General features: G+C 68.0%; 9 protein-coding genes and 1 pseudogene. 6 read left to right on the forward strand and 4 right to left on the reverse strand.

Going from position 1 to position 14,533, the window contains the following annotated elements; all coding sequences use genetic code 11:
* The first annotated feature begins 41 nt into the window (after nt 1–41).
* On the forward strand, nt 42–3,284 hold the full coding sequence (gene drmD, locus ACIQVI_RS04280) for a DISARM system SNF2-like helicase DrmD (protein ID WP_403590849.1): 3,243 nt from the start codon (nt 42–44) through the stop codon (nt 3,282–3,284).
* Nucleotides 3,281–7,441: an Eco57I restriction-modification methylase domain-containing protein gene (locus ACIQVI_RS04285; RefSeq protein WP_403590852.1), complete on the forward strand. Its 4,161-nt coding sequence runs from the start codon at nt 3,281–3,283 to the stop codon at nt 7,439–7,441. Before drmD ends, ACIQVI_RS04285 begins: the two co-directional genes overlap by 4 nt.
* A 687-nt stretch (nt 7,442–8,128) precedes the next feature.
* Here the strand turns inward: ACIQVI_RS04285 and ACIQVI_RS04290 are convergent.
* Nucleotides 8,129–9,079 (reverse strand): type IIL restriction-modification enzyme MmeI, encoded by a 951-nt coding sequence (locus tag ACIQVI_RS04290; protein WP_403590855.1) that lies wholly within the window; start codon nt 9,077–9,079, stop codon nt 8,129–8,131.
* 81 nt (nt 9,080–9,160) lie between these two features.
* Between ACIQVI_RS04290 and ACIQVI_RS04295 the strand changes: the two genes are divergently transcribed.
* On the forward strand, nt 9,161–10,000 hold the full coding sequence (locus tag ACIQVI_RS04295; protein WP_403590858.1) for a tyrosine-type recombinase/integrase: 840 nt from the start codon (nt 9,161–9,163) through the stop codon (nt 9,998–10,000).
* Nucleotides 10,001–10,048: 48 nt separating this feature from the next.
* Here the strand turns inward: ACIQVI_RS04295 and ACIQVI_RS04300 are convergent, their stop codons facing one another.
* Both ACIQVI_RS04300 and ACIQVI_RS04305 read right to left on the reverse strand, forming a co-directional pair.
* On the reverse strand, nt 10,049–10,249 hold the full coding sequence (locus ACIQVI_RS04300; protein WP_403592250.1) for a DUF397 domain-containing protein: 201 nt from the start codon (nt 10,247–10,249) through the stop codon (nt 10,049–10,051).
* A gap of 2 nt (nt 10,250–10,251) precedes the next feature.
* Nucleotides 10,252–11,118 carry a helix-turn-helix transcriptional regulator gene (locus ACIQVI_RS04305; protein ID WP_403590861.1) on the reverse strand — a complete coding sequence of 289 codons (867 nt, stop codon included), beginning with the start codon at nt 11,116–11,118 and terminating at the stop codon, nt 10,252–10,254.
* A 229-nt stretch (nt 11,119–11,347) separates the two neighbouring features.
* Between ACIQVI_RS04305 and ACIQVI_RS04310 the strand changes: the two genes are divergently transcribed.
* A complete protein-coding gene (locus tag ACIQVI_RS04310) occupies nt 11,348–11,809 on the forward strand; it encodes an ATP-binding protein (protein ID WP_403590864.1) in 462 nt (153 codons plus the stop codon).
* A gap of 29 nt (nt 11,810–11,838) precedes the next feature.
* Here ACIQVI_RS04310 and ACIQVI_RS04315 read toward each other — a convergent pair whose 3' ends face one another.
* Nucleotides 11,839–12,207, reverse strand: a complete 369-nt coding sequence (locus ACIQVI_RS04315; RefSeq protein ID WP_403590867.1) for a hypothetical protein — start codon at nt 12,205–12,207, stop codon at nt 11,839–11,841.
* Between the two features lie 177 nt (nt 12,208–12,384).
* Here ACIQVI_RS04315 and ACIQVI_RS04320 point away from each other — a divergent pair, with 177 nt between their 5' ends.
* Entirely contained in the window at nt 12,385–14,028 is a 1,644-nt protein-coding gene (locus tag ACIQVI_RS04320; protein WP_403590870.1) for a hypothetical protein, read from the forward strand.
* A gap of 172 nt (nt 14,029–14,200) precedes the next feature.
* Nucleotides 14,201–14,457: pseudogene (locus tag ACIQVI_RS04325) on the forward strand (deoxyxylulose-5-phosphate synthase).
* The last annotated feature ends 76 nt before the right edge of the window (nt 14,458–14,533 follow it).

Consider the following 14,533-nt stretch of genomic DNA (forward strand, 5'->3'; position numbering starts at 1 on the left):
CTGCGGACGACGGCAGGTGAACACCGAGGGGAACAGCGCCCATGACGCCAGCAGCTCAGCGCGAGACCGAGCGGACGGGGGCGCAGCCGCTCCCCGAAGAGGGAAACCTGGTCGAGGTGCGTGGTCAGTCCTGGGTGGTCGCCCGCGTCGAACCGTCCCCGGCCGCGTCCCACGGCGAGGGGGACCGGCGCCCCGCGACTCTGGTCCATCTCCAGTCCGTCGCCGACGGCCGCTTCGGTGACACCCTCTCCGTGATCTGGGAGGTCGAGCCAGGTCGCCGTGTCCTGCCCGCCGGCTCCCTGCCCGATGCCTCCACCGGCTCCTACGACCCCCCGAACCGTCTCGCCGCGTTTCTCGACGCCGTCCGCTGGTCCGCCGTCGCCTCCGCCGACGCCAGGACCCTCCAGGCCCCGTTCCGCTCCGGTGTCGCCGTCGAGCCGTACCAGCTGGAGCCGGTCTCCCGAGCGGTCGGCGCGCCCCGCGTCAACCTCCTCCTCGCCGACGACGTCGGCCTCGGCAAGACCATCGAGGCCGGCCTCGTCGTACAGGAACTCATGCTGCGCGGCCGGGCCCGCCGCACCATGGTCGTCTGCCCGGCCGGCCTCACCCTCAAGTGGCGCGACGAGATGGCCGAGAAGTTCGGCCTGGAGTTCACCGTCGTCGACTCCGAGCACTGCGCCCGTCTGCGGCGCACCCACGGCACCGCCGCCAACCCCTTCCGGGTCCATCCGCTCACCATCGTCTCCCTGCCCTGGCTGCGCGGCCAGAAGGCCCAGCGCCTCCTCGACGAGGTCATCGGTGCTCCCGAAGAGAGCTCCGACGGTGAGCACAAGCGCTTCTTCGACCTGCTCGTCCTCGACGAGGCCCACCACGTCGCCCCGGCCGCGCCCAAGCAGGTGTACGCGGTCGACTCCCAGCAGACCAAGTTGATCCGGCGCCTCGTCCCGCACTTCGAGCACCGGCTCTTCCTCTCCGCGACCCCGCACAACGGCTACCCCGAGTCGTACACGGCGCTCCTCGAACTCATCGACGACCAGCGTTTCGCGCGCGGTGTCGACCCCGACAAGGAAGCCCTCAGGGACACCGTCGTACGACGCCTGAAGTCGACGGTCACCAACGCCGACGGCACGCCCCGCTTCCGTACCCGCAGGCAGCGCGAGCTGTCCGTCGACTACACCACCGAGGAGCGCGCGGTCCACCAGCTGCTCGGGGAGTTCGCCGAGCAGCGCCGCAGGAAGCTCACCCCGAAGGCCCGCGGCGGACGCCGGGCGGCCGACCTGGTGACGCTGCTCCTCAAGAAGCGCCTCTTCTCCTCCCCGGCCGCGTTCCTCCACACCGTGCAGGTCTACCTCTCCCACCTGGAGGACACCGGCCCCGCCCGCGGCCGCGCCGCCGCCGACGACGTGCCCGACTGGCTGGAGGAGTTCGCCGACCTCGTCGCCGACCTCGACGACACGGGCCTGGCCGACGCGGAGGACGACGCCCTGACCCGCTCCACCTCGCTCACACCGGCGGAGGACGGCCGGGAACTGGACCTGCTCCAGGAGATGGAACGCTGGGCCCTCACCCACGAGGCCGCGCCCGACTCCAAGGCCGAGGCGCTGATCGCCGAGCTCAAGGCCGTCTGCCGCCCCGACGGAAAGCGCTGGACCAACGAACGGGTCGTGGTCTTCACCGAATACCGCGACACCCAGAAGTGGCTCCACGACCTCCTCCAGCAGGAGGAACTCACCGACGGGGGCCGCGTCGAGCGCTTGCACGGCGGCCTGTCCACCGAGGAGCGCGAGCGCATCCGCCTCGGCTTCCAGGCGGAGCCCTCACGCGCGGAGGGCAAGGTCCGCATCCTCCTGGCCACCGACGCTGCCGGCGAGGGCATCGACCTCCAGAACCACTGCCACCGCCTGATCAACTACGACATCCCCTTCAACCCCAACAAGCTCGAACAGCGCATCGGCCGCATCGACCGCTGGGGCCAGAGGTACGATCCGGAGATCACCCACTTCATCGGCTCCGGCTGGCAGCAGGCCCAGGCCGGCTCCTACGAGGCCGACCTGGAGTTCCTCTCCCGGGTCGCCAAGAAGGTCGCCCGCATGGAGCACGACCTCGGCTCCGTCAACGCCGTCCTCGCCGACGCCGTCCAGCGCCGGATGACCGGCGACACCGCACCGGTCGACATCGAGAACGCCAAGCCCAGGCCGATCAAGGGCCGCCGCACGGGCGGCGAGGTCGCACCCGAGCAGAACGTCACCGCACAGACGAAGCGCCTCGCCGATCAGTACGACGAGACGGTGGGCGTCCTCGGCCTCACCCCGGCCAACGTCAAGCGCGTCGTGGACACCGCGCTGGCTCTGGACAACCAGCCGCCGCTGCTGCCGTCCACGCTGCGGGCGGAGGACTTCGAGCCGGGTGACCTCTTCGACGTACAGCCCCTGTCCGGCAGCTGGGAGAGGGCCACCCGCGGCCTCGCCCACAAGCTCCGCGAGGGCGAGCAGCGTCCGCTCACCTTCTCCCCGGCGGTGGCAGCCCAGGGCAAGGACGACGTGGTCCTCGCCCACCTCAAGCACCCGCTCGTGGCCCTCTCCACGCGCCTGCTGACCGCCGCCGTCTGGAACGCGGACCTGATCGACCTCCACCGCGTCACCGCCGTCGTCTCCGACGACCCGGCCGTGACCACGACCCTGGTCTCCGCATACGCGCGGTACGTCCTCGTCGGCACCGACGGCACCCGCCTGCACGAGGAAGTGCTGTACGCGGGCGGCTGGTTCGGCGACACCGGCCGCTTCCGCCGCTGGGAGTCGGTGGGCGAGCAGGGCAGGGTCCTGTCCCAGGCGCTGACCGAGGGCATCGAGGCGGCTCCCCACCTCCGCCGGGAGCTCACCGAGACCTGGCCGAAGCTCCGCGACCCCCTCTACCGGTCCCTGGAGGCCCGTGCAGGCGAACTCGGCCGGCAGCTGGAGAGCCGGCTCGCCGACCGCCGGGAGGAGGAGGAACGCCGTATCACCGGGACCCTCGACCGTTTCGAGGCCACCCTGCGCTCCAAACTCAAGGAGGAGGGCGACGGCGAGGGCGAACAGCTCGCCCTGCTGTCCACCCACGAGCTGACCGGTCACGAGCGCCGCCAGTTCGAGGACGACCGCCGCCGCTGGCAGGAACGCCTCGAAGGCCTCCCCGCCGAACGCGAACGCGAACTCGCCGCCATCGCTGCACGCTACCGCGAGCCCCGCTCCCACCTCTTCCCCGCCGCCGTCGTCTTCGTGATCCCCGCAAAGGAAGCCCGCCGATGAGCCCCCGCCGCGCCATGAGCCCCGCAGCCGCCGCCGCCAAGGCCCAGGCCGTCGACGGCCGCGGGCAGCACCAGGAGTGGCTCGACCTCACCGAGGTCTCCGGCCCCTTCCTGACCATGCCCGTCCTCCTGCGCGCCTGGCCGCAGCTCGACGCTCTGGAGAAGGACGAGCGCGCCCGCCTTCGCGCCCGTCACGCCGACTGGCAGACGGACACCAGGGCGGACCGCGACGAGTGGGTAGCGTACGTCCTGCGCCGCCTGCTGGGCTGGGACGACGCGTTGGCCTTCCGCCAGGGCGAGTCGGAGCACGACGGCCTCGACCGCCTGACCCTGCGCGTCGCGGAGCACAACACCGAGGTGCGCCCCGACTTCGCACTGGTGGAACCGGGCGCGGAGCTCGCGGCCGAACCGGACGTGGCGTCGGCGGCGAAGCGGGTACGCCTGCTGGGCATGACAGTTGCCGCAGGCACGGCGCCCACGGCCCGCGCCGGCGGTGGCGGCGACTGGTCCGCGGCCCCCGCCGACCGCCTGGCCCGCCTCCTGCGCCACCACGGCGTACCGCTCGGCCTGGTCACCGACGGCCGCTGGTGGTGCCTGGTCTGGGCCCCCCTGGGCGGTGTCACGACGACGGCCGTCTTCGACGCGATCGGCTGGAACGAGGCCGCCGAGCGGAACGTGGTACGGGCCTTCGTCTCGCTCCTGCGCCGCCGCCGCTTCTTCGAGTACGACGACGCCGAGACGCTGGTGGGCCTGCTCAAGGCGAGCCTCGCGGCGGGCGAGGACGTCACCGAGGCGCTGGGTGTCCAGGTCCGCCAGGCCGTCGAACTCCTCGTGGACGCCATAGGGCGCGCGGACGTCCGTGCGGTCGAGCACGGGGCCCCGGGCCTGCACGCCTCCGGCGTCGGCGCGGACGAGGTCTACCGCGGTGCGGTGGCGGTCATGATGCGCATCGTCTTCCTCCTCTTCGCGGAGGAGCGGGGCCTGCTCCCCGCCGACAACGAGGTGTACGCCCGCTCGTACTCGGCCCGCTTCCTGCGCGACGAGCTGAAGGCGCGGGCGGACGAGGAGGGCGAGACGTCCCTCGAGCACACGACGTCGGCCTGGCACCGCCTGATCGCCCTCTTCCACGCCGTGCACGGGGGAGTGGACCACCCAGGCTCCGGCTTCCACCTCCCGGCGTACGACGGCTCGATCTTCGACCCCGACAAGTACAAGTGGCTGGAGCGCACCACCCCGCTCCTCCCGATCGACGACCGCACCGTCCTGCACATGCTCCAGGCGGTCCAGGAGGTCCGCGTCGGCAAGGGCAAGGCTCGCGAGGTCCGTACCCTCAGCTTCCGCGCCCTGGACGTCGAGCAGATCGGTTACGTATACGAGGGCCTGTTGTCGTTCGACGGGCGCAGGGCCACCGAGCACATGGTGGGCCTGATCGGCCCCGAGGGCCTGGAGCACGAGGTCCCGCTGCGGGACCTTGAGACGCTGGCGGCGAAGGCCGGCGGCTCGGTGAAGGCGCTCGCGAAGTCCGTCCACGAGAAGTGGAAGGACCCGAAGCCCCCGGCGACGGCGGGCCAGCTGGAGAAGAAGCTCGCCCCTCTGGGGGCGGAGGACGCGACGGAGGCCCGGCGCCGGCTGAACGCGGTGACGAAGGACCCGGCGCTGGCGGAGCGACTGCTGCCGTTCGTCGGCATCCTCCGGGACGACCTGCGCGGCCTCCCGACGGTCATCCCGAACGGCGCGCTGTACGTCACGGAGTCCTCCCTCCGCAAGAACACGGGCACGCACTACACCCCCCGCTTCCTGGCGGAGGAGGTCGTGCTCCACGCGTTGGAGCCGCTGGTGTACGAGCCGGGCCCGCTCCAGACGGCGGACACGGGGGAGTGGCGTCTGAAGTCGGCAAATCAGATCCTCGATCTGAAGGTCGCGGACATCGCGATGGGCTCGGCGGCGTTCCTGGTGGCGGCTTGCCGTTATCTGGCGGACCGACTGATCGAGGCGTGGGAGTCCGAGGGCCGCGCGGACGCGATGGCGTACCGGGCGGGCCGGGCCGTGGAAGCGGTGACGGCGGCGGACGCGGAGCAGGACCCGGTCGTGGTCGAGGCCCGCCGCCAGATCATCGAGCACTGCCTGTACGGCGTCGACATCAACCCGATGGCCGTCGAGATGGCCAAGCTGTCCCTGTGGCTGGTGTCGATGGACCCGGGCCGCCCGTTCACGTTCCTGGACGACAGGCTGGTGGCGGGGGACTCGCTGCTGGGCGTGCACAGCATGGAGCAGATCCGTGCGGAGCACCTCAAGCCGGGAGAGAAGCGCAGCTTGCTGACCCAGCAGGTCGACGAGCGAGCCGAAGTGTTGCGACAGAAGGCCAAGGAGCTCAAGGCGCTGCGTCTGGCGATCACCTCCGTCAAGGGCGTCGACCTGCCCGCGCTGCAGCAGAAGCGGGAGCGTCTCGCTGATGTCAATCGCCACTCTGCGCGCCTGCGTCTTGTCGGAGATCTGCTTGCGGGTGCCGCGTTGGCAACGTGCGCGTCGGGCCGGGTCCCGTGGTACGCCGAGGAGGGCGGCAAGCGCCTGAAGGACCTCTTCCCGCAGGCGGAGCTCATCGTCGAGAGGATCATCGACGAGCAGGTGCCTGCGACCGCGCCCTCCGTCCTGTCAGCCCGGGAAACAGCACAGACCTGGCTCTCCTCCGAACTTCCCGAGGGCAGCCTGGAGCGGAGGCCAGTGCACTGGCCGCTGGCTTTCCCCGAGGTGTTCACCGAGCACGGCGGCTTCGACGCGATCATCGGCAACCCGCCGTTCCTCGGCGGCCAGAAGCTCACCGGCACGATGGGCGAGGCGTACCGCGAGTACATGGTCGACTACCTTGCTGGTGGCAAGCGTGGTAGCGCCGACCTGGTCGCCTACTTCGAACTTCGTGCCCATCAACTCCTCAACCAGCGAGGACAGACAGGCCTCATTGCTACCAACACGCTGGCCCAGGGGGACACTCGGGAGGTGGGGCTGGACCAGCTGGAGACGAAGTCCACGATCCGACGCGCGATCAAGAGCGCCCGGTGGCCGTCGAAGTCCGCGGCGCTGGAGTACTGCGCGGTTTGGACGTCGGTGCCGGCGTTGGCAGATGAGGCAGCCCGGGTCTTGGACAACGAGAAGGTCCGGGGTATCACGACATCTCTGGACCCGCAGTCCAGGGTGCAGGGCAGGCCATACCGGCTGGTAACTGGTGATCGCCCCGGTGCCTACATCGGTTCCTACGTCTTGGGTAAGGGGTTCGTCCTACCTCCTCAGCAGGCCGAGGACCTCATCCAGCGGGATCCCCGTAACAAGGACGTGCTCTTCCCCTACCTCAACGGCGAGGACCTCAACTCCCGCCCGGACTGCTCGGCCAGTCGCTGGGTGATCAACTTCCACGACTGGCCGGAGGAGCGGGCGCGCGAGTACCCAGAAGTATTCGCCATCGTGGAACGCGATGTGAAGCCAGAGCGACTAAAGGTTACACACAGCAAAAATGCCCGAGAGAAGTGGTGGTTGTACGAGCGCGGCAGGCCAGACCTTTACTCCAAGATCCGTAACCTAGACCGTGTTTTGGTGGTAGCACGCGTTAGCAAGACCGGCCTGCCCCTCTTCGTACCCACCAACCAGGTGACGAGCGAGCAAACTGTAGTATTCGCCACTGATCGCCCTGAAGAACTCGCTTGGCTGAATAGCGGAATCCACTACTCATGGGCGATTTCCCGAGGGTCAAGCCTCAAAGGAGATCTCCGATATGCCCCCTCGGACATTTACGAGACAATTCCGAAGCCGTCACTCACTGGAGATCTGTTGGCGGCAGGAGCCAAACTAGAGCGGCATAGACGCTCAGTCATGGAAGGATACGGCATTGGGCTGACAAAGCTCTATAATCTCGTTCACGATCCCGCCATAAAGGATGCCGAAATCAAGGATCTGCGCAATTTTCACCAGGTAGTAGACGGGGCGGTTTCTAGCGCATACGGATGGAATGACATCGCTCTGGAGTACGACTTTCGCGAAACTCGTCAAGGCGTCCGCTACACATTCTCGATGCGTACGCGCGTCGATGTCCTGGACCGACTTCTGGAGATCAATCACCAGCAATACATTCAAGAATCCTCGGGAGGCCCCGACGGTCTGCTCTTCTAGCCTAATGAAAAATTTTCAGCCTGTCGCCGCAGGCTGAAACGACAGGACAACGCGGTGACTCGCGGTCGTTGCGGCGGCGCTTTTGTGTCTCATGTGCCGCCTTAGGAGTTTCACTTAGCGCTTGTCTCGCGTGGTGACCTTTGCCAGCTTTTTAGTGAGTCAGAGCCGTTGCGCGGCCGAGGAGGGCGAGGGAGTGTGAGTCCTTTCGCCCGTATCGGGCAGTGAGGCGATGGTAGCCAAACGATCAATCGATCGAATGTTCGGTTTTCCGGCAGTGTCGGCCGACTAGTTCACCCGACTTGGCCCCCGGGTGGATTATGCGCGGGGCGACGCCTCACTCGTGGAGCCGCGCGAGGTGGTCGGCGGAGAAGTGCGCCTTGTCCGCGCGGAGCTTGACCGGCCGGCGCCTATGCGGCTCGCGGCGGGAGCGGATGGCGAGTATGCCGCGGATCAGAGGCTTGAGGGCCTGGCTGTCGCGGGGGAGACTCCGAACGTCTCCGGCGGATGCTGCCAGGTACACCCGCCGGTCAGGACACCGCCGTCGCGAACGTAGCCTGCTCGTCACGCAGAGCGGTTCCACCACCCTGCGGATAGGACAAGGGCGCCGGAAGCAACGGGGCAACTAACCCGCAAGCAGATATCATGCCGCAGAATATAAACTCACCAAGTGAGACATTATCCAATAACTCAGAAGAGCATAGAATCTCCCTTATTTGCATGTTGAGAGTAATTCAGTTCAAGCAATCTGTCGATCAGTTCAGTTCGAACTGATCGAGACAAGCAAAATCGATTACCCTGGCGTGTCGTATCGAAGTCATAAATTAGATCCAGGTCCTGCCAATCGTAGGCCTGCAATACGGACTGGTCGACCTCTACGTGCGCGTCTCGCAAGGTGCGGATATCGCTGTCCAGTACATTCGGATCGTGGACGAGGCCGTAGAGCTTGGTCAGCCCCACGCCTCTTTGGGTCATGATGCAACGCCGAATCCGATCAAGGTCAGCGCCTGCTGTGGCCATGGCGGTGCTCCAATCGGGCAGTGGCATTGTTTCGTAGACATCTGACGGTGTATACCGGAGGTCTCCCTTGAGGCTGGATCCGCGTGCGACTGCCCACAAATAATGGACGCTGCTGTCAAGCAGCGCCAGGTGGGCTGAGGCTGATGCGGCAAACACTCCGAGCATGTGAGAGAAGACCTGACCCGTTGGTACTGAAACCGGCATCATGGTTCGAGACACGAGTGCTACCACCAAAACACGGTCCAGTTCCTTAATTGCTCTGAGCATGGCGGGACGCTTCTCGGCGTACTGCCACCAGTAGTCCCGGTAGACCTTGCGGTTGTTCTTCAGTCGCTCTGGCTTCACATCGCGTTCCACGATGGCGAATACTTCTGGGTACTCGCGCGCCCGCTCCTCCGGCCAGTCGTGGAAGTTGATCACCCAGCGACTGGCCGAGCAGTCCGGGCGGGAGTTGAGGTCCTCGCCGTTGAGGTAGGGGAAGAGCACGTCCTTGTTACGGGGATCCCGCTGGATGAGGTCCTCGGCCTGGGTCGGTGTCAGAAGGAACCCCTTGCCCAGGACGATCGATCCTTGGAAGGACTTGCCCGCGTTGGCTACCAGCCGTGACCGAAAAGGATGCATTTAAGACAAAATGTGGCTCATTTGTGGACAGTCCTTGCGCTCGATGTTTACAGTCGTCCCCACGCTTCACATCTTCACTGCATGGTTCTTGACGAGTTCATAGTTGCGCAGCGGGCTGACGGCTATTCGAGTAACACGATTGCCGCCAGAGTCCGATGTGTCAGTGCCATCGCCAAAGCCGCGCTCGTCAGCGCAGAGGAACTGAGCGTTGAGCATGTGCTCAGCTACTTCGGATCGCGATCACTCAAGCCCTGGTCCAGGCGGACGTACCTCAATCACCTGCAAGCCTTCGGGAAATGGCTGGGTGTGGATCTTGTGACGGGTATACGTAAGCCGCCGGCCCCGCGATCAACCCCCAACCCGCTGCCCGAGGAAGAGTTGACGAAACTTACTGCCCGCACCGACGGGAGGCAGCGGGCATGGGTGCTTCTGGGAGCCTTCTGCGGACTGCGGGCGCACGAGACTGCCAAGCTCAGACGTGAGGACATCTCGGTCCTTCAGGATGGCGAGGTCGTTCTGCGCGTCCAGGGCAAGGGTGGGCGCACCGACGTGGTGCCAGTCCCACCCGTTGTTGTACGTGAGTTGAACCTGTCGAGCGAAGGGCGCCTCTGGAGCGGAGTGAGCCCTGAACGCGTGTCGCGCACCATCGCCGGCGTGGCGGCGAAACACGGCATCCGGATGCGGTATCACCAGCTCAGGCACCGGTTCGGTACAGCCGTCTACCGAGCGTCCGGTCGTGACCTGCTGCTCACCCAGCGCCTCATGCGCCATGCCTCGCCTGCGACAACCGCCGGCTACGCAGCCGTCGCCGACGACCAGATCCACTCAGTGGTCGGCGCGCTGCCGGGCGCGGACCCTGATGCCCGACCGAAGAGGCCCAGAAGCCGCCGTGCAACAGCATGCGTGTCTTGCGGGGGGTGAGCAGGCGCCGCCAGAACCGGCTTCGCCTGCTGCTCCCATCAGTACCTTCTACTCCACCGCGAGGGCCACGAACACCGCCCACTCGCCTTGGCTGATCCGCAGTACCGGCCCGCCACCCGCGACCTTCGAATCACGTACGTACACGGCGTCCAAGCCGACGGCCACCTCTACGCAGTCACCGCCGTCCGATCCGCTGTAACTGCTCTTGAACCAACGCAGCCCGTTCACGTGCTCGGCCATCCGCTCCATGCTCATGTCTCTCCCAGCATCCGTTCGATGAGCCGCGCAGACTCGTCGACGTTCAAGGCCTGTGACCGCAGCTTGCCATATCGCAAGGCGAAGGTACTGACCTCGGTGGGCTCTGAGACGACGCACCCGACGCCCTGGGACTCGAAGTACCCGAGGTGCTTGTGCTCGTGCGTCTCCACCGTCACGAACGAGCCGTTCCTGCCCGGGTGGAAGCCTCGCTGAGCGGGCATGACCTGGATCTCCACATTCCGCAACGCGGCTACGTCCAGCAGCCGCTGCCACTGTTCACGCATCACCTCCGGGCTGCCCACCGGATCGCGCAACGCCTCCTCGTTGATGATGAAGGACAGCTCGGCGAGCGGTGCTCGCGTGAACAGCTTCTGCCGACTCAGCCGAGCTTCTGTGCGCTGGTCGATGATCTCGTCACTCAGCGGCGGGCAGTGGCCGGCGAACAAGGCCCGCGCGTACCCCTCCGTCTGCAACAGCCCCGGCACCAGAAGCGGATCGTACGAGAACCGGCTCACCGCCTCCGCCTCGATCAGCGCGAAGTTCCTGAAGAACTTCGGCAACTTCGCCCGGTCCACCTCCTCCTGGAGCGCGTCCAGCACCCCGCCCGCCTTCAGCGCCCGCTCCGCCGCCACCGTGAACGCCGCCTTCGCCGGGCGCCGTCCCTGCTCGACCGAGGCCACCTGTTCCAGCGAGTAACCCATGACGTCGCCGAGTTGCTGCTGGTTCAACCCGGTCCGATTCCGCAGGTACTGCAACAGCACCCCGTACGCCGACCACGCTCCCGGCCGGTCGGCCGCCTCCTCCTTCGCCTTCGCGCCCCGCTCCGTCCGCGTGTCCCCTACGTCCCGTACCGGCCTCACGGCCCCACGCCCTTCCCGTACCGCTCCGACACCCCGCCCACGGCCGCACTCGCCGTCGGTCCATGCTCAACACGACGCGCGGGAACCGGGTCACGCGCCGGACCCGTACAACGCCCGTACAAGACCCGTACAACCAAGTCCACAGCCTTCCCGCCCCCTCCGTACGACGAGAAGACCGTACAGCCGTCGTACCTGGTCGGCGGGGTGGCCACCCCGCCACGCTGCTCCCGTGACTCGCCATCAGCTCACCGAAGAGGCCAAGTCGCCTCTCGTGCCCGTCCGCCAACTGAGCCTGCGTTTCAGCAGCACCAGGCGCGGCGCCCGCCTCGCCCGGCAGCTCGCCGTCCAGCAGTTCACCGAGTGGACCGGGCTCCCGTACGACTCCGACCCCGCCCGTACCGTCGCGCTTGTTACCGCCGAGCTGGCGTCCAACGCGGTCCGGCACGGCAGTCTCCCCGGCCGGGACTTCCGGCTGGCGCTGCTCCTCCTGTCCGACCTCCTCCGCGTCGAGGTGACGGACACCCGCCCCGAGCGCCTGCCACCGCCCATGCCCCCGGAACCCGCCGGCGAGACCTCGGGCCGTGGACTGCTCCTCGTCCAGGCCTGCGCCGGCCGCTGGAGATGCACGGTCCGCGACGCGTACACGAAGACCGTCTGGGCAGAGGTACCGCTCAGACCGTCGGGCCCGTGACGCCCGCCTCGCCCCGGCGAAGGGGACCGTCAGCGATCGGCGTAATGCTCCGCCAGCTTCTCGATCTCCCGGGTCCATAACAGCACGTCGTCGCCCGACCGCTTGTACGGTGCGCGTCGCGCCAGCTTGAAGAAGCCGCCGGACGGCCAGCCGCTGTCCTTCAGCACCACGAGCGCCGACAGCAGGGGCAGGGAGCCGTCCGGGCTCTCCCGGGCGGAGGCGTCCTCCAAGAGGTGGGGCATGGGGCCCTCGTGGGCGGGGACATGGTGGCCCAGCCGTGCCAGTTCGCTGCTCAGGTCGCCGTACGGGATGGGCGTTGCACCCCGGCGTGCCCGCGAACGCAGGATCTCGATCACGGCGTCCAGCGCCTGCTCGTACTCCAGCGTGCCCTTGTGCATGTGCCCTCCCGGCTTCGGATTCCGACGAGCGCCGAACCTACGTCACTCCCCACCCGATCGCGGCTCGAATGCCCGAACCGGGTACTCGCCCCTTGTGAACTCAGTACATGGATCACATACTGATGAAGGTCAACCATCGTCCGCCCTCTCGCCGGGCGCGCAGCCCCGGGGGCATACATGACCGGTTCGGACGGCAGACTCGTACAGACCGCGGTGATCGGGAGCCGGAACTCCGGACGCGCGATCATCCTGCCGACGGACGCGGACGAACTGACCCGCTGGCGCCGACGTCATCCCGCCTACAGCTACTGGTGCGGCACCCAGCTCGGTGGCTGCGGCAACGAGTTGTCGGACCGCCTGTACCGTGACAAGGTCTGTCACTTCGCACACCGGCCCCACACCTCCTGCCACCGTACGGCCACCGGCGCGGCCAGCGCGGACCACCTCTTCATCAAGGACGACCTCGCCGCGTGGGCCGGACGGAACAGGCTGAAGGGACGGGCCACTTCACGCGACCTCGGAACCGGCCCCGGAGACGCCGTCGACTTTCGGGTGGGCGAGGCCAGGCAGCATGTGCGCTTCCAGTTCAGCAAGCTCGCGCACGCCGAGTGGCAGCAGGCCCGGCGGAGGCTCTCCAGCGACGCGGCCACCCTTGACTGGGTCTTCGGCCCGGGTACGGCCCAGCCGGAGACCATGGAGGAGTTGTACGACGAGTACGGGTACCTGCTCCGCTTCCGCTTCGAGACGCAGGGTGCCGTGCGGCGCATCCGTCTCAGGGCGGAGGACCCGCGTCGCAGCACCGACTGGGTGCCCCTCGACGCCTGCGTGATCACCCCTGAAGGGCTCCGGGTCCCGGGAGCGGAGCCGCGACGGCGTTCGGGCCCCAGCCCGGCCGCCGAGACGGGTGTCAGGCGTACGGCGGCGCCGGTGCGGCGGTCCCGCGAGGAGCAGGTGCTCGGGCTGAGGGAGGCCCTGGTGAGCGCGGCGGGGTTTCGGACCCGGCCCACCTGGGAGGCACTGGCCCGAAGCGCCGGAAGCGACCTGCTCGGATTGTCCGTCCCGGACCGTGTCGGTCTGCTGGCCGCCGTGGACCGGGCCTGCGGCAGAGAGGGGAGTCCGCTGTTGTCGGCGCTGATCAGGACCGGGGAGAGCGACCCGCCGTCCTACGTGGGGGACGTGGCTGCCGCTGTCGGTTGCGGGGCTCCCGCGACGGCGGCAGTGCTCAGACGATGGTGCCAGCGCGAGGCGGACCGGGCGTTCGCCGTGTACGGCGTACCGTCCCGCACGGCCCCGCCGCGGCTGTCGCTCACCGCGGACGGACAGCTCGCCGCACAGCAGAATGCGGAGCCCGTTCAGCGTCAGACCATCGTCCATGTCAAGGGAGGCCCGGTTCGGCAGCCCACGGCCCGGCCGAAGCCGGGGGACCTCGCCAGGGCTCCCGGCGATACCGAGATCGGGCATGCCCTGCGCGGCGCGCGGCAGAGGCGTGGCCCCAGGCCCAGGTACGCCGCAGCCCTCATGGCGCTGGCGGAGGAGGCGCTGACGAGGTTGCCGGAACCGCAGCGCACCGAGTTGGTCGTCGAGATGACGGCCACTCGCCGCTGGCTGGACAGTCGGCCGGAGACACTGGCGCAGAAGCCGAAGAAGAGTCGGCGCGCCATGAGGATCGCGGCCGCGAAGAAGACCGCGGCCGTGAAGCAGCCGGCGCGAGCCGAGAAGGCTCAGCAGCGACAACAGGGAAAGAAGGCGAAGAATCCGTTGCAGGGTGCGCGCCCCCTGCCCGGAGCCGACGACGCCCGACCGGAGAGGAAGCCGAAGTGACCGGTGTTCCCGCCGGAAGCGCCGACGCCCGCAGCGTTGGTGCGGATCGTCCCTGGGCCAGGCGCCGTGTTGCCTCCTACGCCGCACCGGCGGAGACCGGCATCACTTCGCGTACACGGCGGACGCCGAAAACCCGTCGAGTTTCGCCCGGGTGGCGCCTACCCTCCTGGGCATGGCCCACGCGAAGACCTCCTACGTCTGCCTGCCCTGCCGGGCCTCGTACAAGCAGTCCTACGCTAGGGACGGGGAGCGGATCTGCCCCCGCTGCGCGCAGCCGCTGATCCACAAGAGCTGTTGCGACGGGCCCGGATACCGCCCCGCACCCTGAGCGAGATCCGCGAACGGATGACGTACGCCCGGCGCAGTGGTGAACCCTTCGCGAAGTCACTCGTGCGGTACGAGGTGCCCTCTTCCTCGCCGCGCGGTTAGAGAAGAACGGCCTCGGACGGGAGCCGCTCCGGCGCGTGTGACAGGACCCGCGACGGACGATCCGTTCTCCTGGCCG

Origin of the sequence: Streptomyces sp. NPDC098101 (assembly GCF_044760185.1) — a bacterium.
In the GTDB taxonomy this organism is placed as follows: Bacteria; Actinomycetota; Actinomycetes; order Streptomycetales; family Streptomycetaceae; genus Streptomyces.

Bases quoted from the DNA above. Each gene is read 5' to 3' on its own strand.
- drmD (WP_403590849.1), top strand. From the start codon at position 42: ATGACGCCAGCAGCTCAGCGCGAGACCGAGCGGACGGGGGCGCAGCCG.
- ACIQVI_RS04285 (WP_403590852.1), top strand. From the start codon at position 3,281: ATGAGCCCCCGCCGCGCCATGAGCCCCGCAGCCGCCGCCGCCAAGGCC.
- ACIQVI_RS04290 (WP_403590855.1), bottom strand. From the start codon at position 9,079: ATGCATCCTTTTCGGTCACGGCTGGTAGCCAACGCGGGCAAGTCCTTC.
- ACIQVI_RS04315 (WP_403590867.1), bottom strand. From the start codon at position 12,207: ATGCACAAGGGCACGCTGGAGTACGAGCAGGCGCTGGACGCCGTGATC.
- ACIQVI_RS04300 (WP_403592250.1), bottom strand. From the start codon at position 10,249: ATGGAGCGGATGGCCGAGCACGTGAACGGGCTGCGTTGGTTCAAGAGC.
- ACIQVI_RS04295 (WP_403590858.1), top strand. From the start codon at position 9,161: ATGGTTCTTGACGAGTTCATAGTTGCGCAGCGGGCTGACGGCTATTCG.
- ACIQVI_RS04320 (WP_403590870.1), top strand. From the start codon at position 12,385: ATGACCGGTTCGGACGGCAGACTCGTACAGACCGCGGTGATCGGGAGC.